The sequence below is a fragment of the Pigmentiphaga sp. genome, from assembly GCF_033795525.1.
Taxonomy (GTDB): Bacteria; Pseudomonadota; Gammaproteobacteria; order Burkholderiales; family Burkholderiaceae_B; genus Pigmentiphaga.
In genome coordinates this window covers 72574-89813 of the sequence record NZ_JARYGM010000006.1, presented here as the reverse complement: position 1 = coordinate 89813, position 17240 = coordinate 72574, and the positions used below count along the sequence as shown (strand labels likewise).

Here is a 17240-nt window from a genome sequence, read left to right as displayed (position 1 = left end):
ATGGCACGCATCATCCCCGACGGCTGGCGCGAAATCAGCGCCACGGGCGCCGCCCGCCGCGAGATCGAAACCTTGGCGGTACTCGAACGCGGCCTGCCCGACTCCTATACCGTCTACCACGCGGTCCACTGGACCAACGTGGAACAGGGCTTTTCCGTTTACGGCGACATCGACTTCGCCATCGTCAATGCGGCCGGCGACCTGCTGCTGATCGAACAGCTCAGCGGCTTTCTGGAGGAAACGCCGGAAGGCCTGTGCAAGAAATACCCCAGCCACAGCACCAACGTGCCGGTGCAGATCGCCCGCCAGCTGGCGGTACTGCGCGCACGGCTGGCACGTCGCCCGCACCTGGATGCCATCCGCGTCGAATACCTGCTCTACTGCCCCGACTACACGGTACGACACCCCGAAACCGCCGGGCTGGCCCCCGAGCGCATCGTCGATGCGTCCGAACGAGACCGGCTATGCGCCGTCATCCAGCTGGCGCTGCCGCCAGCGCCGTCCACGCCGGCAGCGGCGACCGTGAAGCGCTTCCTGGACGACATCATCCAGCTCGAGCCCGACGCCAACGCCCTGGTGGGGCAGGCGCGAGCCCTGGTGACGCGCATCTCCGGCGGTCTTGCCCATTGGGCACGCCGGCTGGACTTCGAACCATTCCGCCTGCGCGTCATCGGCACGGCAGGATCAGGCAAGACCCAGCTCGCCCTTGCGGAATACCGGGCCGCTATCGACGCCGGCCGGCGGCCGCTCTACGTCTGCTTCAACCGTCCCCTGGCGGACCACTTCAACAGCATCGCTCCCGAAGGCGGCCTGGCCTGTACCTTTCATACCCTGTGCGACAAGGTCCTTCATGCAGCCGGCCAGCCGGTCGATTTCTCGGCGCCCGACGCCTTCGCCCGTCTCGTGGGGCGGGCGGCGCGGGAGGCCGTGCCCGACCACCTGCGCTTCGATACCATCATCGTCGACGAGGGCCAGGATTTTTCCGACGAATGGCGGGACCAGGTCTTGCGCCATGCCCGCGACCATGCACGGATGATCTGGCTCGAAGATCCCATGCAGAACCTGTATGGCAAGCCGGCCGTCGAGCTGCCCGGATGGGTGACGCTGCGGGCGCAAAGCAATTACCGCAGCCCGCGCAGCATCGTGAAACTGCTGGACAGGCTGGTGCCCGACGACCTGCACATCGAGCCGCGCGGCCCCATCGCTACAGGTGGCCTGTCGGTGCTGGTCTACAACGACGAAGCGGAACTGCTGGCCCACACCAAGAAGGCCATCTCGCAGTGCCTGGCGGCGGGCTTCAAGCGCGCCGACATCGCGGTGATCAGCTTCCGCGGCCGGGATAGCTCGGTCCTGCTCGGCCAGGCGCAGCTGGGACCGCATTCCATGCGCACGTTCACCGGCCGCTACGACTTGTTCGGCAAACCGGAGTTCTCGGCGGGCGAAGTGCTGATGGAATCGGTCTACCGCTTCAAGGGACAGGCCGCGCCCGCCGTGGTCCTGACCGAGATCGACTTCGACCAGCTCGACGAGAAAACGGCGCGCAAGCTCTTCGTCGGCGCGACGCGGGCCATGCTGCGGCTCGAACTGGTGGTGTCGCGCCACGCGATGGAGCATGGCCTGCAAGCCATACTGGAAGACGGCCGCTAGACTGCGCCACGAGACAGCCGGCGGGCATGACGAATCGCCCCGGCGCTGCGCGCGGCTTACTCGGCCGGCGCCTTGACACCGGCCCGCGCGATCACTTTCCCCCACTTGGCCGTATCGGCCGCGATAAGCGCCGCGAACGCCTCCGGCGTATTGGCGACGGTTTCCCCGCCGACTGCCGTCATGATCTGGCGCTTGACGTCGGGGTCGGCCAGTATCTTGGCAAGCGCCGCGTGCAGCGTCCCGATCGCCGCCTCCGGCGTGCCGCGGGGCGCGACCAGCCCATACCAGACGCTGGCCTCGAAGCCCGGCACGCCCGATTCGGCCACCGTGGGTATCGACGGATACCCGCTCAGGCGCTTCTGCGAGGTCACACCCAGCACGCGCGCCTTGCCGGCGTTGACGACAGGCATCACATCGTTACCGAAGGTCATCTGGATGACGCCTGCCGCCATCTCGTTGTTGCGCGTGGCAGTGGCCTTGTAGGGCACGTGGACGGTCTGCACGCCCGCCATGTCGTTGAACAGCTCGGCGGCAAGATGGGACGACGTGCCATTGCCCGAGGAACCGACATTCAGCGTACGCGGCTGCCGCTTGGCGAGATCGATCAGCTCGGTCACCGTGCGGGCCGGAACGGCTGCATTGACCGCCAAGAAGAAGGGCGTGGAGGCCACCACGGTGACCGGCGCGAAGTCCTGGACAGGGTCATACCGCAAGTGCCCGTACAGCGAGGGGTTGATCGACAAGGTCGTAACCGTGGCCATGAGCAGCGTATAGCCGTCGCCCGGCGCTCGCGCGACGTACTCGGCCGCCAGCATCGTACTGGCGCCGGGGCGGTTTTCGACGATGACGGTCTGGCGCAGCGCCTGGCCCAGCTTGTCGGCCACGATGCGCGAGAGTTGGTCGGCCGCTCCGCCGGGGGCATGGGCGCATACGATGCGCACCGGCTTGTCGGGATAGTCGGCACGGGCGGCGCCGGGGGAGACCAGCGCCAGACACGCCGCCAACGGAAATAGATACCGCGCAGGAGGATTGCAGCCCTTCATGATCGATGTCTCCGGTGGTTGCTGTTATAGTCGGTCGGTCCCCGCGCACCCGGCATGGCGAGATGCGCGGCAAGGCCTAATGTGTAAAAGAAGCGGCCCGCGCACAATGCATTTAATCTCATGAGGGTGTGAGTTTTCTTCATACGATGCGACGGCTTCCTCCCCTCAATGCCATCCGCGCCTTCGAAGCGGCGGCGCGGCATCTGAGCTTCACCAAGGCTGCCAATGAACTTTGCGTCACGCATGGCGCGGTCAGCCGCCAGGTCGCCGCGCTCGAAAGCCACCTGGGCCTGCCGCTGTTCCACCGCCTGAACCACCAGATCCAGCTCACCGACGAAGGCCGCGCGCTGCTGGCCGAGGTCGGGCCAGCGCTGGACCGTATCGCGCTGTCCACCTACTCCCTCACGCGCAAGGCCGGCCGGGTGGTGCTCGCCGTCAATGCGCCGCCCACTTTCACCATGAAGTGGCTCATCCCCCGGCTTTCGGGATTCCAGCGGCTGCATCCCGAGGTGGAGTTGCGCATGACGACCAGCATCGCGCCGGTGGAAACCATGGCGCTGCCGGAACTCGATGCGGTGATCCGCCGGCTTGGCGCGCCGCTGTCCCGGTATGAATGCCATGAATTCCTGCGCACCAATCTCATTGCCGTGTGCGCCCCCGAGATCCTGGAACGCGCACCGGTACGCGGCCCCGCGGACCTCAGACAACATACGCTCATCAATGCCTCGACTCATCCCCAGGCCTGGGAACAGTGGTTCGCGGCGGCTGGCCTGGAAGCGGTCGTACCGGCCGGCACGCTGATGTTCGAGGAGATGTACTTCGCACACCAGGCGGCCGTCGACGGCCTGGGCATCGCACTGGTGCCGGAGCCCCTGGCCATCGACGACATTGCAGCGGGGCGGCTGACCGCCCCGCTCGGTGCGCCGCGCGTATACGACCCCAGCTACTTCCTGATCGCTTCTCCCCACACCCGCCGCCATGCCTTGCTGGAAGACTTCACCGCGTGGCTGCGCCAGCAGGGAGAGGAGTCGGATCGCCTGTGTGCGGAGGTGCTAGGCCCGGTACGGCCCGATCAACGCGGATCGCCCCAAGACGCAGCCCGCTTGCCTGCGTAGTCGTCCGCCGCCCCTGCCCGCGCCGCCGCTGCCCGGCATCAGACCAGGCGCGCGTAGCCCACCAAAGTCTTGCCGAATTGCGACTCGCACTGCGCCTGGCCCGCGTCGTCCAGCGATACCTTCAACTCGTCGCCCGGGCAGACAGGAGCAATGAACTTGACCGAGATCTCGCCCCGGTAGTGCCAGTCCTTGCCGTACTTGCGCGCGGCCAGGTCGGCCACGTAGCCCAGGTACATCAGGCCGTGGCCCAGCGTGCCCCGGAATCCTCGCTTGCGGGCGTAGTCGTCGTCGTAATGGAGAATATCGTTGTCGCCGTTCAGGCGGCCGTAGGCATCGAACATTTCCTGGGTCTGCGGGATGACTCTTTCCATGGCGGTCCTCATTCGGGAAAAGCGGACGTGTGGAGAATGCGCGTGAGCTTCTGGCCATCGGCGCGGGCGAACTCCACGGAATAGCAGATGTACTTCCTGCCCTTTTTCTCGTATTTGTCTTCCAGCTTGCCGGTGCCGATCACCTCGGTGTCTTCGTCGGCCCAGATCGGATGATAGAAAGTAAAGGTGTTGCCTATCATGATGCCGCCTTGCTGCGGCGGGTACTTGCGGTACATCACCGCCATCAGGTAGACCGCCACCACATTGGGCGGTGCCGCCCGCCGGCCGTCGATCACATAGGCTTCGGGCGTCGCGCTCACCACCGACATGTATTCGTCGATGACGTCGGGCGTGATGGTGAAGCGCAACTCGGGAAACTCCGCCCCCACCTGCCAGTCCTTGTACAAGGCCGCCGGCAGGTCGCCTTCGCGCGGTTTCACTTCGCTGGGTCGCGTCATGTTCGTCCTCCTTCGTAAATGACACGTTGTCGAGCCAGGTTGTCGATCACGGCATCGTCATAGCCGCACAGTCGGCGCAACAGGTCTCGGGTGTCGGCCCCGAGTGCCGGCGGATAGGCCAGCGGCCGCGCGCCTTCATACTTGAATGGGTTCCCCAGGAATTTGAGCGACCGGCCCGAGCGCGGGTGCGGCACCTCTTCGACCATGGCGCGCAGCCGGGCCAGCGGCTGCTCGACGGCGTCCGCCACCGTATGGACGGGTGCCGCCGGCACGCGGGCCGCGAACAGGTGCTCGCCCCATTGGTCGGAAGTCCGCGAAGAGAACACCTCGTTCAGGATCCCGGTCAGGGCCTCGACGTTCTCGATGCGATCCTTCGCTTCCTTGAACCGTGGATCGGCGGCGAGGTCCTCGCGTCCGATCGCCTGGCAGAACGTGCGCCAGAACTGCTGGCCGGTGGGCGATACCGCGATATAGCGGCCGTCCAGGCAGGGATAGATGTCGCTGGGCGCGATGACCGGATGGCGCGCGCCGTTGGCGGCCGGCACCTCGCCGGACAGGAAGTAGTTCTGCGCCTGCCAGGTCAGCAAGGCCAGCTGGCAGTCGAGCAACGACACCTGAACCAGCTCGCCGCGCCCGTCGCGCAAGGCCTTGAGCATGCCGCCTACGCAGGCCAGGGCCAGATACAGGCCCCCTGCCAGGTCGGCGACCTGGTAGCCGGCTCGGACGGGCTTGCCGCCACGCTCGCCGGTGATGCTCATCAGGCCGCTGAGCGCCTGCACGATCAGGTCGAAGGCGGGCGCATTGGCAAAGGGGGGCTCGTCATGCAGTCCGATCAACTGCGCAATGCATAGCCGGGGATTGACCGCCAGCAACGAATCCTTGTCGAGCCCCAGGCGTTTGGGCACGTCCGGCGCGAAGCCATACAGCACGGCATGGCTGCGGCGGACCAGGTCGTAGAAGACATCGCGGCCCTGCGGATGCTTGAGGTCCAGGGCCAGGCTCGCCTTGCCACGATTGACCGAAAGGAAGAACCCCGGGTCGCCCTCGAACTCCAGCGCGTGGCGCGAGACCTGGCGCGCCAGGTCTCCTTCCAAGGGCTCGATCTTGACGACCTCCGCGCCCAGCTGGGCCAGCAGCTGGCCGGCAAAGGGTCCGCCCAGCACCCAGGTCAGGTCCAGTACGGTGAACGATGAAAGCATGGTCTCCTCGCGCTTGCATGATGGCTGGCCGGCACGCGGGCGTATCGGCCAGGGCAATCATGCGCAGCGGGAGACGTGCGCTCAATCGAAATAGTGAAGGAGGGCTGTGAGGGAAACTCACATGCTGGGCGGCGCTTCCCCGCGCGGGGCCTTGTACCGGTTGTAGCCCCACAGGTATTGCTCGGGGCAGCGGCGGATCATCTTTTCCATGCCGGCGCTGACCCAGGCCGCCTGGGCTTCGGGCGTCTCGGGCACGGGCCCCGGCAGGCGCGTGAAATGGATCTTCCAGCCCTGGGCATCGGGCAGCCGTTCGCCGGCCGCCAGGATCACCGCCGCGCCGGTCTGGAGCGCCAGCCGCCCCGGCAGCACCATGGTGAATGCGGGCCGCCCGAAGAACGGGGCCCAGACCCCTTCGCCGTTGCCCGGCACCTGGTCCGGCAGGATGCCTATCGCTTCGCCCTTGCGCAGTGCCCGCACCAGTTGTCGCACGCCCTGCAGGTTGGCCGGCGCGGTATCCAGGTTGGGCCCGCGCCGCCCGCCTTCGACCAATTGCGACACCCAGGCCTTGCGCGGCGGCCGGTACAGTACCGTGATGGGTCCGCCGCGATAGGCGTAGTAGCGGGCCGCGACTTCGAAGCACCCCAGGTGCGGCGTCAGGAACAGGATGCCCTTGCCCTCGTCGAGCGCGCCCTGCACGACGTCCCAGTCATCGGTACGGCATTCGGCCAGCGCCTGGCCCGGCTTGAACCATACTCTCGGAATCTCCAGCGCCCCCTCGCCGGCGGCCGCGGCCGCCCGCTTCGCGAACGCCTCGCCTTGGTATCCCGCGAGCGCCGCATTGGCGCGCAGCCTGTCGGCGTACTCCCGCGAGCAGCGATACACCAGCAGGCCCAGCCAGCGCCCCAATCGATGCAGCCAGCCCAAGGGCAGCCGCGCAAGCAGACGATAAAAAGCGAGAAGCATCGAACGATTCAGACCCCAAAAGACACACCGCGGACCGCCGCGCTGACTCCACGGCCCCCACCCCTTCGGGATTTTCCCCTAAAATAGCCTCGATCGCCGAGTTAACAGACAACTTGCGGGGCGATCGCGGTGCCGGGCTTCCGGTGCCCGCATAAATGCCGCTAAAGCGTCGCTGCTCGAAACAGGTCCATGACCCCTACGTGCAACACGCCGCGGAACCGATAGCCGGCGTGCCTGCCGGTCAGCTTTTAAAGGACTATCGAGTGGCCAATTCCTATCTCTTCACTTCGGAATCCGTCTCCGAAGGACACCCCGACAAAGTCGCCGACCAGATTTCCGACGCCATCCTGGACGCCATCCTGGCGCAGGACCCGACCTCGCGCGTGGCGGCCGAAACGCTGTGCAATACCGGCCTGGTCGTGCTGGCCGGAGAAATCACCACCCGCGCCAACGTGGATTACATCCAGGTGGCCCGCGATACCATCAAGCGCATCGGTTACGACAACACCGACTACGGCATCGACTACAAGGGCTGCGCGGTGCTGGTCGCCTACGACAAGCAGTCGCCCGACATTGCCCAGGGCGTGGACCGCGCGTCGGACGATTACCTGAACCAGGGCGCCGGCGACCAGGGCCTGATGTTCGGCTATGCATGCGACGAAACGCCGGATCTGATGCCCGCCCCGATCTGGTATTCGCACCGGCTGGTCCAGCGCCAGAGCGAACTGCGCAAGGACGGCCGCCTGCCGTGGCTGCGCCCCGACGCCAAGTCGCAGGTCACGTTCCGCTACGTGGACGGCAAGCCGGTCGAGGTCGACACCGTGGTGCTCTCGACCCAGCATTCGCCCGAGGTCAGCCAGGAAACGATCCGCGAGGCGGTCATCGAGGAAATCATCAAGAAGACCTTCCCTGACGATTTCATCACCGACAAGACCCGCTACCTGGTCAACCCCACCGGCCGCTTCGTCATCGGCGGGCCGCAGGGCGACTGCGGCCTGACCGGCCGCAAGATCATCGTCGACACCTATGGCGGCGCCTGCCCGCACGGCGGCGGCGCGTTCTCGGGCAAGGACCCGTCCAAGGTGGACCGGTCGGCCGCCTACGCCGCCCGCTACGTCGCCAAGAACATCGTTGCCGCCGGCCTGGCCACGCGCGCGCAGATCCAGGTCAGCTACGCCATCGGCGTGGCCGAGCCGATCAACATCACGGTCCATACCTTCGGTACCGGCGTCATCCCCGACGACCAGATCGCCAAACTGGTGCGTGAGCATTTCGACCTGCGGCCCAAGGGCATCGTCAACATGCTGGACCTGCTGCGTCCGATCTACCAGAAATCGGCCGCCTACGGCCATTTTGGCCGGTCCGAGCCCGAGTTCACCTGGGAAGCGACGGACAAGGCGGCGGCGCTGAAGAGGTAAGCCTGCGCGCCGGCGCGAGCTCCGAATGCCGGGCCCGGAGCGGTGCGGCGGGACTGGCCTGGCCTTCCCCGCCCCTTCCTGGCCCGGCCCGGCCGCCACGCGCTTTTTCAGTTCTTGGAGAGGTTCAGTACGGTGGGGTGGAAGAGCTCCTCCGGCGCGACCTGGCGCGGCGACAAGCCCTGCTCGTGGTGGTAACGGGTGAAAGTCTCCAGCACGTGCCGGTTGGCATCCAGGCCATAGCTCCAGAAATCGTCCCCCATCAATGCCCGCGACTCATGGTATTCGGCCACGCCCCAGGGCAGCGACGCATACAGGTGGCCGATCTGCGCGAGTTCTTCCATGGCCAGGCGCTTGGCTTCGACGAATGCCTTGAAGACGCTGACAGGCAGCCACGGATGCTTTTCGACCAGGGAACGGCGAATGCCCACGACGTGCATGATGGGAAAGATGCGCGTGCGTTCGAAGTAGCTACGCTCGACATCCTTGAACTTGGGAAACAGCAGGCCGACGTTCGGAGCACCGCGGGTGAAGCACGACGGCGCCTTGGCGCTGAATACCGCGTCCAGCTCGCCCGACTCGAGCAGGCTCGAGAGCGTCTCCGTATTGGGAATCTGCTGCAGGTCGATGTCGGGCGGCAGCTGAAGCGGGGCGCGCTCTTCGCGTCCCGGCTGCTCGACGCCGCCGCGCCGCCAATGGACTTCGTTGACCTTGACGCCATAGTCGTCCTGCAGCATGCCGCGTATCCATACATTGGCGGTAATCTGGTATTCAGGGACGCCTATTTTTTTCCCCCGAAGCGCTTCGGGCCGGTCGATGCCGCGGTCGGTGCGGATATAGATGCCGGAATGGCGGAAAACGCGGGATACGAAAGCCGGGATCGCCACGTAATCGGTCTGGCCCCGGGCCGTCATCACCGTGTGGCTGCTCAGCGAGAGCTCGCAAACATCGAACTCGTGCCCGTTGAAGGCGCGGTGGAAGATTTCCTCGGGGTGAAGGGCGAGCGGAACCACGTCGCATCCTTCGATGGCGACCCGGCCATCGAACAGGGCCCGGGTCCGATCGTAGTCGCAGCAACCGAGACTGAGTTGCAGTTTAGACATCGTGCGTCCTTGAAGGGGTAAAGAAAACAGACCGTCCCGAGGCCGCGACGGCCCGGGGACGGCAATACGGGCGGCAATGGCCGCAGGCCTTACTCCGCCTGGATACCGGCTTCCTTGGCGACCTTGGCGTACTTCTCGTAGTCGGCGCGGACCAGCTTCATCATGTCGGTCGAGTTCATCACCAGCATGTCCAGGCCGGCCTCGTTCAGCCTTTTGCGCACGTCCGGCATCATGGCGACCTGGCGCACGTCGGCCTCGATCTTCTTCAGTACCGCGGCCGGCGTTGCCGGAGGCGCCATGAAGCCGTAGTAGTTGTCCAGAGCAAAGTCCTTCAGCTCCGGAATGCCCGATTGGCGGATCGTGGGCACGCCCGGTGCCGAATCACCGGGTTCGCTCGAGAACAGGCCCAGCGCGTTCAAGCGGCCGTTCTTGGTGAAGGCGATGGCGGCCGGAGCGGATACCGCCGCGGCATGGACGTGGCCGGCCAGTACGTCGGCCACCGCGGGCGTGCAGCCGCGATAAGGAACATGCAACGCCTCGATGCCCATCGCATGCTTATACATTTCTAGGCCGAAGTGGTGAGGGCTGGCCACGTTGCAGCTGGCGATCTCGTACTTGCCCGGGTTCGCTTTCAGGAGCTCGGTGAATTCCTTCATGTTCTTCACCGGCAATGCGGGATTGGTGACCAGCATCATGGGCGACGAAGTCACCAGCCCCAGAGGCGCGAAGTCCTTGGTGAAGTTGAACGAGAGGTTGGGATACACCACCTGGTTGATGATGTGCGTATTGGTCGCAAGCAGCAGCGTGTAGCCATCGGCCGGCGAGCGCAGCACCGCTTCGGCGCCGATCGAGCCGCCCGCACCGGGACGGTTCTCGACCACCACGGCTTGCTTCCACAGCTCGGCCAGTTTTTCGGAGAAGATGCGCGCCGTGACATCGGCCGCACCGCCGGGCGTGAAGGTCACGACGACTTTCACGGGGCGGTTGGGATAGCTCTGAGCATGGGCGAGGCCGGGCGACAGCAATGCGGCGAGCGCCAGACAAAAGAATCGGAGGGAACGGCTCATGGTGACCTCTAAACGCGAACGTTGATGAATCCCGTCGTCTCTTTTTTTAGACAGAACGAGTCAAAAAAACCGCCCTATGCTGGCGCGTAACTATCACCAGACCAGGGCAGACCTGCATTCCAACACCCAGCGGGCGGGAATGCCGTGCAGAAACCAATACTGCAGCCTGTTGTGAAGCAATTGGCAGGCCAGGTCTTCCACGAGCGCTTCCGGCAACGCCGGACACCGGCTGCTAGTGGCCTGCCCTGGAAACGCCTTTGGTGCTGGCTTATTTCCGAGGCCGAAAACTAGGCCGGTTCTGTGTCGTTGCGGAATATGCCATAGATTTCGCGCGGATTGTTCACCAATATTTGTTGGCGCACCGCAGCATCGTCGCACCAGGTTTCCAGCAGGTCGAACAGGTCGCCGTCGTTCGGCATCTGCCTGCCCTGCATGTTGGTGTGCGGCCAGTCGCTGCCCCACAACAGGCGTTCCGGCGCATGCCGCACCAGCGCGCGCGCCACGGGCGTCACCGAGGCATAGGGATAGTTTTCGGCCGTGCAACGCATGGGCCCCGACATCTTGACCCATACCCGGCCGGTATCGAGCAAGGCGAGCAGGCGCTGGAAGGCCGGCTGCTCCACGCCTCCGCTGGCGGGAATGCAGGCGAAATGGTCCAGCACGATGCGATTGGGCAAGGCGATCAGCGCATCCGCATGGTCCAAGAGATCGGTGCCGTGGGGATAGAACTGCACGTGCCAGCCGAACTCCGCGATCAAGCCGGCGACGCGAGGCGAAAGCCGCGGCAGCGCGCCGGCATGGCCGGCGCTGACAAAGCGTGCGCCGCGCACGCCCAACGCGTCGAGCCTGGCCACGTGTTCGCGCTTGACATCGTCCGGCAGCAAGGCCACGCCGCGAAAGCGCGTGGGAAACCGTTGCAGGACCTCGGCCAGGTGATCGGTATTCGGGCCGTAGCCGGCGCCGCTGACCACCACCGCACCGGCCAGGCCCAGCGTGTCCTGCAACGCGATATTGGTTTCGGGCAGGGCATCGGCCGAACGGTACTTGCTGCCCGGATGAAAGGGATAACGGCTGACCGGCCCGAACAAATGGACGTGGCAGTCGATGGCGCCGGGCGGCGCCGCCAGCCTGGGACGGCGGGGGTGAGGGTCGGGGGGCGGCGTCAGCGGGGGCAAGCGGGAGTCGGGCATAGGTCGTTCTTTCAGTTGGCGGTGATGCGCGCGCGCCGCACCACGTCTTTCCATTGGGCGATCTCGGCCGCGATCATGGTGCCGAAGGCTTGCGGCGAAGTGGTGCGGGGTTCCACGCCGGCTGCCTCCAATTGACGTACCCATGCCGGATCGCGCCCCGTCTCCTCGACGGCACGATGCAAGGTATCGATCACCGCGGCAGGCGTACCCGCCGGGGCCAGCACGCCGAGCCACAGGATGCCCTCATAGCCGGGCAGGCCCGACTCGGCGATCGTCGGCACATTGGGCAACAACGGCGAGCGCTTCAGGCTGGCCACGGCCAGCGGCTTGATCCGGCCGCCGGCAAAGTGCGGCTGGGAGGTGGTGATGGTGTCCATCTTGAGCGCAATCTGGCCGCCCAGCAGGTCGTTGAGCGCGGGCGCCGCGCCCTTGTACGGGACGTGGACCACATCGAGCCCCAGTTTCAGCAGCAACAATTCCATGGTCACGTGGGGTAGCGTACCGTTGCCCGCCGAACCATACGTGAGCTTGCCGGGATGCCGGCGCGCGTAATCCACGAACCCCGGGAAATCGTCGAACGGCTGGCCGCCGCTTGCGACCAGCAGCTCGGGGACCTGCGCCACCAGGCCGATGGGCGCGAAATCCTTTTCGGTATCGAAGCTCAGGTTCTTGACGATGGCCGGATTGATGGTGTGGTTGGGCGTAGCGAAGAGCAAGGTGTGGCCATCCGGCGCCGCCCGTGCAACCCGCTGCGTGGAGATGACGCCGCCGGCGCCCGGAACGTTTTCGACCACCACCTGCGCCTGGAGCCGCTTGCCAAGCTGCGCGCCCAGCATGCGCGCCACGGCGTCGACCGACCCGCCCGCGGGAAACGGCACCACCAACGTGATGGGCTTGGCCGGATAGCCGGCGGCGGCGGCCGACGCCGCCAGCAGCAAACCTGCCGCCAGCGCCGGAACGACGCGCCAGCGCGGTCTCCGGACGGCAAATTCGAACAGCATGGTATGTGTCCCCTCCACGCAAGCAGGAAAAGCGTGGGACGAAGAGCTTAGGGGCTTGCCGGCATCGGGCTCAAATGATTGTTTTGCACCCTTTCATGAATACCTTGCATGTCCGCCGGCGGGTGCCGATCATGTCGGGCTGACCGCTTCTGGTGGAGGGACATTCATGCAAATCGACTTTCTCGGCATGCAGGCATTCCTGAGCATCGTCGAGCAGGGCGGCTTTCTGCCCGCCGCAGCGCATCTGAACCTGTCGCAGACGGCAATCAGCCACCGGCTGCGCAAGCTGGAAGACAGCCTCGGCATGAAGCTGCTGACTCGCACCACGCGCACGATCACCCTGACCGACGCGGGGCGTGCGCTGCTGCCGCGCGTGCGCAAGGCCATGCAAGAACTGGAGTTGTCGTACGACACCGTGCGCCAGCATGCCCAGGCCGCGCCGCGGTGGCTGGTGTTCGGCTGCCTGCCGACCCTGGCCGCCACGCAGCTGTCGCCGGCGCTGCGGCACTTTGCTGCGCAGTATCCCGACATGGCGGTGCGCGTGCTGGACGATTCCATCGGCGAAATCGCCGAGCACGTCAACAACGGCACCGCGGCCTTCGGCGTTTCGCTGGCAAGCTCCAACCGGTTCGGGCTCGACATGCAAGTCTTCGCCGAAGAGCCCTTCGTGCTGGTATGCCCGGCGCGGCACCGGCTCGCCCGGCACAAGCGGCTGGAATGGGAGCAATTGCGGAACGAAGCCTTGATCCGCATCAGCCTGCCCGCCGGCAACGCCGCCACGATCGACGATGCGCTGGGCGAGCGCCGCCTGCAGTTCCGCTGGACGTACGAGGCGCAACGCACCTCGATCGCGCTGGACCTGGTAGCCAACGGCCTGGGATTGACCGTGGTGCCGGCACTCTGCGCCCTCCATGCCCATGGGCTGGTCATGCGCCCCTTGCGCGGGCCGCGCGTCACCCGGCATCTGGCCATCGTAAGCCGCCGCGACACGGCACCGGCGCCCGCCGCGCAGGCGATGCGGGACATCCTGACCGATCAGATCCGCCAGCAGTTGGCGGTCATCGATGAACAAGGCGAATAAATCGACCAAACAATTCATTTGCCGCCCTGACGCCGGCTGCCTAGACTGGCGCCACATCGACGGCCTCCCCGCGCACCCGGCAGCGGTCCCGGCCGCGCCACGAGGAGACAGCCATGAAGCCGAGCGCCACACAGCCACGTTCCATCCGCGCCGGGCTGGCCATGCCGGCATGCGCCGCAGTCCTGGCGTTCGTGGCCGCCCCGCTCCAAGCCCAGGACGATAAATATCCCGAGCAGCCCATCCGGGTGGTGGTGCCGTTCGGGGTGGGAGGATTGGCCGATATTTCGCTGCGGCTGGTCACGCAGCGCCTGGCCGAGCGCCTGGGCCAGCAGGTCGTCGTCGAGAACAAGCCCGGCGCGGGAGGCGTAGTGGCGGCCAACGCCGTGCTCGCGGCGCCGCGCGACGGATACACGCTGGCCGTTTTCGCCAACGGAACAGCCATCAGCAAGACGCTGTTCAAACTGCCTTACGACCCGGAGGCGGACTTTGCGCCCATTTCCACCGTGGCCTATTTCGACCTGGTGCTGCTGACCCGCGCCAAGGGGCCGCTGCAGTCCCTGCCTGCCCTGCTGGCCGAAGGCAAGCGCCGCCAGTTGGTGCTGGGCACCATCAATCCGGGCAGCACGCAGAACCTGTCGGCGGAGCTGTTCAAATCCATGGCCGGCACCAACGCCATGATCGTCCCGTTCAAGAGTACGCCGGAAGTGCTGACGGCCCTGCTGCGCGGCGATGTCGACGTCATGTTCGAATCCTATGCCGCCCTCAAGGGCGCCATCACGGCGGGACAGGCAACCCCGATCGCAGCCACCGGAAAGAGCCGCTCGAGCTGGCTGCCCGACGTGCCGACGGTCGCGGAAAGCGGCGTACCGGACTACGAGGTGACCGGCTGGAATGCGCTGTTCGCGCCCGCCGGCACGCCGCCCGCCCGCATCGCCCGGCTGAACGCGGCCGTGAACGAGGTGCTGCGCGAACCGGCCATACGCCGGCGCCTGCAAGAGCTCGGGACCCAGGCCCAGGGCAGTACCACCGGCGAACTTGCGGCAGTGTTCAAGCGAGACATCGATAAATGGGCCGACGTGATCCGCAAAGCGGGCATCCCCATGCAACAGAACTAGGAGCCTCCCGTGACCCTTGCCTCCGCCCCGGCCGATACCGTGCTGGTCGATACCCACGTTCACGTTTTCAAGCAGGACATGCCGCTGGTCGCGAACCCGCGCCACCGTCCGGACTACAGCTTCACGGTCGAGCAGCTGCTCGGCACCATGGACCGGCATGGGGTGCACTACGCAGTCATCGCGGCCGCCAGTCCCTGGGGCGACTACAACGACTACGTCATCGAGTCCCTGGGGAAGTCGCCGCGCCTGCGGGGCACCATCATTGCCGACCCGTCCATAGAACGGCTGGTGCTCGACCACATGCATGCCGCCGGCATCCGGGGCGTGAGGCTGCCCTTCATCAGCCTGGACCGCCTGCCCGACCTGGAGTCCTGGGATTACCGCAAATTCCTGCGCCGCCTGGCCGACCTGGACTGGCACGTCCACCTGCATATCGAGGGGCCGCGCCTGCCCGAGGTCCTGCCCACGCTGGAGCGCTCCGGCGTGAAGATCGTGATCGACCACATCGGGCGTCCCGATCCGGTGGCCGGCGTCGACAGCGACGGCTTCCGCGCCATGCTGCGCTCCATCGAGAAAGGCCGCACGTGGGTCAAGCTTTCAGGCGCGTACCGGCTCGGCGCGAATGCCCGCGACTGTGCGCGGGCACTCTGCAAGGAAGCGGGATACGACCGCCTGATGTGGGCCAGCGATTGCCCCTTCGTCGGCGCCGAGTCGACCATGACCTACGCCGCCGCGATCGCCTGGCTGGAAGACACCATCGAAGATGCTGCGGCACGCCGCCGGGTGTTCGGCGCCAACGCGCTGTCTTTCTATTTCTCGTGACCGGCGTGCCGGGGTGCCGCCCCGGCACGGGCCTGGCCGAAGGCCCGAAGGTTGGCGCTACACTGGCGCCCTATGACCGCCAAGCTTTCCGACGCTCATCCGCTCCGCCCCGCCTCGGCCGCCGATTCTCCCTGCGTAGCCGTGTGCTCAACGCTGTTCGACGACATCTGTCGGGGCTGCGGGCGCACCGCGATGGAGGTAGCCAACTGGGTGTCCATGAGCGACGAAGAAAAACAGGCGGTATGGCAGCGCATCCGCGCCCAGGGGTATCCGCGCCGCAAAGGCTGACCGGCACCGGGGGCGTAACGGGCGGCCGGGCCCGTCATGACAGTCTTCAGCTTGTCATCTGCGCCGGGCTAAATAGCGCCATCGCACCGACCCGCAAGGCCCATGCGCATCGTCCTCGTCACGGATGCCTGGCATCCCCAGATCAACGGCGTCGTCCATACCTGGACGTATATGCAGAAAATGCTGACCGCATGGGGCCACGAGCTCATCGTGGTCAGTCCCGCCGGCAGCCGCACCATTCCCACACCCACCGAGCCCGACGTGCGCCTGTGCGTAGAGCCGCGGCGCCACCTGCTGCGCACGCTGGCCGGACGGGAGCCGGACACCCTCCATATCGCCACCGAAGGGCCGCTGGGCCTGGCGGCGCGCCGGCTGGCGCGGCAGCGGGGATGGCGCTACACCACCTCGTTCCATACGATGTTCCCCGACTACCTGCAGGCCCGGCTTGGCATCCCCGCCAGCTGGACCTGGCGCTTCATGCGCTGGTTCCATCGGCCTTCGCAGCGGGTGCTGGTGCCGACCCCAACCGTGCGCGACACCTTGGCGGCGCGGGGACTGCGCAACCTGCACATCTGGTCGCGCGGCGTGGACACCGAGCGCTTCCGGCCCGACGCCGGCGAACCGCTGCCTTATCCGCGCCCGGTTTTCCTGAGCATCGGGCGCCTGGCCAGGGAAAAGAACCTGGACGCCTTTCTGTCGCTGGACCTGCCCGGCACCAAGGTCGTGGTGGGCGGCGGCCCGGACGAGGCCCGGCTGCGCCGCAAGTTTCCCGACGCCGTGTTCCTCGGCATGAAGCCGCACGACGAACTGGCCCGCTACTACGCCGGCGCCGACGTGTTCGTCTTTCCCAGCCTGACGGACACATTCGGACTGGTGATGCTCGAGGCCATCGCCTGCGGGACGCCCGTGGCCGCCTATCGCAGCGAGGCACCGCTGGCGGTGGTGAGCGACGGCCGCACCGGTATCCTGCACGATGACCTGCGGGTAGCCTGCCTGAAGGCCCTGGAACTGTCGCGCGTCGATATCCGCGAGTCCGCGCTCGAGCACGGCTGGGCGGCCATCGCGTACCGGCTGCTGGACCTGCAGGTGCCGGCCGATCCGCGCCGGCAGAAGGCCGACCTGGACTGGTATCCGCGCGACGTGCCCCAGCCCGGCATCTGAAACATCGGCATGCCCCCGGCCAGAGCCTCCACGGCTTGGGAGCGCGGCCTGGAACGGCTACAATGCGACGACCTGAGGAGCGTTGCGACAGCCGGCGTCATGCCCGGCTGCCAGGCTCAGGTAACAGATCGGCCGCGAACCTCGGCGGGCCGGTCCGCGACAACGGCGCTCGCCCCACATCCTGCCCCTTGCAGGCCACGC

17 protein-coding genes and 1 riboswitch are annotated in these 17240 nt (G+C 66.5%); of the genes, 8 read left to right on the top strand and 9 right to left on the bottom strand.

Going from position 1 to position 17240, the window contains the following annotated elements; translation table 11 throughout:
- On the top strand, positions 1–1647 hold the full coding sequence (locus tag QHC78_RS15490) for a DEAD/DEAH box helicase (protein WP_319746089.1): 1647 nt from the start codon (positions 1–3) through the stop codon (positions 1645–1647).
- Between the two features lie 56 nt (positions 1648–1703).
- Here QHC78_RS15490 and QHC78_RS15485 read toward each other — a convergent pair whose 3' ends face one another.
- On the bottom strand, positions 1704–2690 hold the full coding sequence (locus QHC78_RS15485; RefSeq protein ID WP_319746086.1) for a Bug family tripartite tricarboxylate transporter substrate binding protein: 987 nt from the start codon (positions 2688–2690) through the stop codon (positions 1704–1706).
- 146 nt (positions 2691–2836) lie between these two features.
- On the opposite strand from QHC78_RS15485, the gene gcvA reads away from it, so the two are divergent.
- The gene (gcvA, locus tag QHC78_RS15480; RefSeq protein ID WP_319746084.1) at positions 2837–3805 is read left to right on the top strand and encodes a transcriptional regulator GcvA; all 969 of its coding nucleotides are present in this window, start codon (positions 2837–2839) and stop codon (positions 3803–3805) included.
- Between the two features lie 38 nt (positions 3806–3843).
- Here gcvA and QHC78_RS15475 read toward each other — a convergent pair whose 3' ends face one another.
- The 4 genes from QHC78_RS15475 to QHC78_RS15460 all read right to left on the bottom strand — a co-directional run bounded on the left by QHC78_RS15475 (position 3844) and on the right by QHC78_RS15460 (position 6796).
- The gene (locus QHC78_RS15475) at positions 3844–4176 is read right to left on the bottom strand and encodes a MaoC family dehydratase (protein WP_319746081.1); all 333 of its coding nucleotides are present in this window, start codon (positions 4174–4176) and stop codon (positions 3844–3846) included.
- An 8-nt stretch (positions 4177–4184) separates the two neighbouring features.
- Positions 4185–4634: a hypothetical protein gene (locus QHC78_RS15470; protein ID WP_319746079.1), complete on the bottom strand. Its 450-nt coding sequence runs from the start codon at positions 4632–4634 to the stop codon at positions 4185–4187.
- Positions 4631–5833, bottom strand: a complete 1203-nt coding sequence (locus QHC78_RS15465; protein ID WP_319746077.1) for a CaiB/BaiF CoA transferase family protein — start codon at positions 5831–5833, stop codon at positions 4631–4633. The genes QHC78_RS15470 and QHC78_RS15465 overlap by 4 nt, the downstream gene beginning before the upstream one ends.
- Positions 5834–5950: 117 nt before the next feature.
- Positions 5951–6796, bottom strand: coding sequence for a lysophospholipid acyltransferase family protein (locus QHC78_RS15460; protein ID WP_319746075.1), 846 nt, complete (start codon positions 6794–6796; stop codon positions 5951–5953).
- Between the two features lie 263 nt (positions 6797–7059).
- On the opposite strand from QHC78_RS15460, the gene metK reads away from it, so the two are divergent.
- Entirely contained in the window at positions 7060–8214 is a 1155-nt protein-coding gene (gene metK, locus QHC78_RS15455) for a methionine adenosyltransferase (protein WP_319746074.1), read from the top strand.
- A 107-nt stretch (positions 8215–8321) separates the two neighbouring features.
- On the opposite strand, the gene QHC78_RS15450 is transcribed toward metK, so the two are convergent.
- The 4 genes from QHC78_RS15450 to QHC78_RS15435 all read right to left on the bottom strand — a co-directional run bounded on the left by QHC78_RS15450 (position 8322) and on the right by QHC78_RS15435 (position 12572).
- Positions 8322–9314, bottom strand: a complete 993-nt coding sequence (locus tag QHC78_RS15450) for a substrate-binding domain-containing protein (protein WP_319746072.1) — start codon at positions 9312–9314, stop codon at positions 8322–8324.
- 89 nt (positions 9315–9403) lie between these two features.
- Positions 9404–10381 (bottom strand): Bug family tripartite tricarboxylate transporter substrate binding protein, encoded by a 978-nt coding sequence (locus QHC78_RS15445; RefSeq protein WP_319746069.1) that lies wholly within the window; start codon positions 10379–10381, stop codon positions 9404–9406.
- Positions 10382–10668: 287 nt separating this feature from the next.
- Complete coding sequence (locus QHC78_RS15440; RefSeq protein WP_319746067.1) at positions 10669–11571, bottom strand: amidohydrolase family protein; 903 nt, start codon at positions 11569–11571, stop codon at positions 10669–10671.
- Between the two features lie 11 nt (positions 11572–11582).
- Positions 11583–12572 carry a tripartite tricarboxylate transporter substrate binding protein gene (locus tag QHC78_RS15435; RefSeq protein ID WP_319746066.1) on the bottom strand — a complete coding sequence of 330 codons (990 nt, stop codon included), beginning with the start codon at positions 12570–12572 and terminating at the stop codon, positions 11583–11585.
- A gap of 166 nt (positions 12573–12738) precedes the next feature.
- On the opposite strand from QHC78_RS15435, the gene QHC78_RS15430 reads away from it, so the two are divergent.
- From QHC78_RS15430 to QHC78_RS15410, 5 genes are all read left to right on the top strand, one after another.
- Complete coding sequence (locus tag QHC78_RS15430; RefSeq protein ID WP_319746064.1) at positions 12739–13653, top strand: LysR family transcriptional regulator; 915 nt, start codon at positions 12739–12741, stop codon at positions 13651–13653.
- A 113-nt stretch (positions 13654–13766) separates the two neighbouring features.
- Positions 13767–14768 carry a Bug family tripartite tricarboxylate transporter substrate binding protein gene (locus tag QHC78_RS15425; protein WP_319746062.1) on the top strand — a complete coding sequence of 334 codons (1002 nt, stop codon included), beginning with the start codon at positions 13767–13769 and terminating at the stop codon, positions 14766–14768.
- A gap of 9 nt (positions 14769–14777) precedes the next feature.
- Entirely contained in the window at positions 14778–15590 is an 813-nt protein-coding gene (locus QHC78_RS15420) for an amidohydrolase family protein (protein WP_319746060.1), read from the top strand.
- 72 nt (positions 15591–15662) lie between these two features.
- Positions 15663–15878: a DUF1289 domain-containing protein gene (locus tag QHC78_RS15415; RefSeq protein ID WP_319746058.1), complete on the top strand. Its 216-nt coding sequence runs from the start codon at positions 15663–15665 to the stop codon at positions 15876–15878.
- A 102-nt stretch (positions 15879–15980) separates the two neighbouring features.
- A complete protein-coding gene (locus QHC78_RS15410) occupies positions 15981–17039 on the top strand; it encodes a glycosyltransferase family 4 protein (protein ID WP_319746056.1) in 1059 nt (352 codons plus the stop codon).
- Positions 17040–17107: 68 nt separating this feature from the next.
- Positions 17108–17217: riboswitch (S-adenosyl-L-homocysteine riboswitch) on the top strand.
- Positions 17218–17240: the final 23 nt, after the last annotated feature.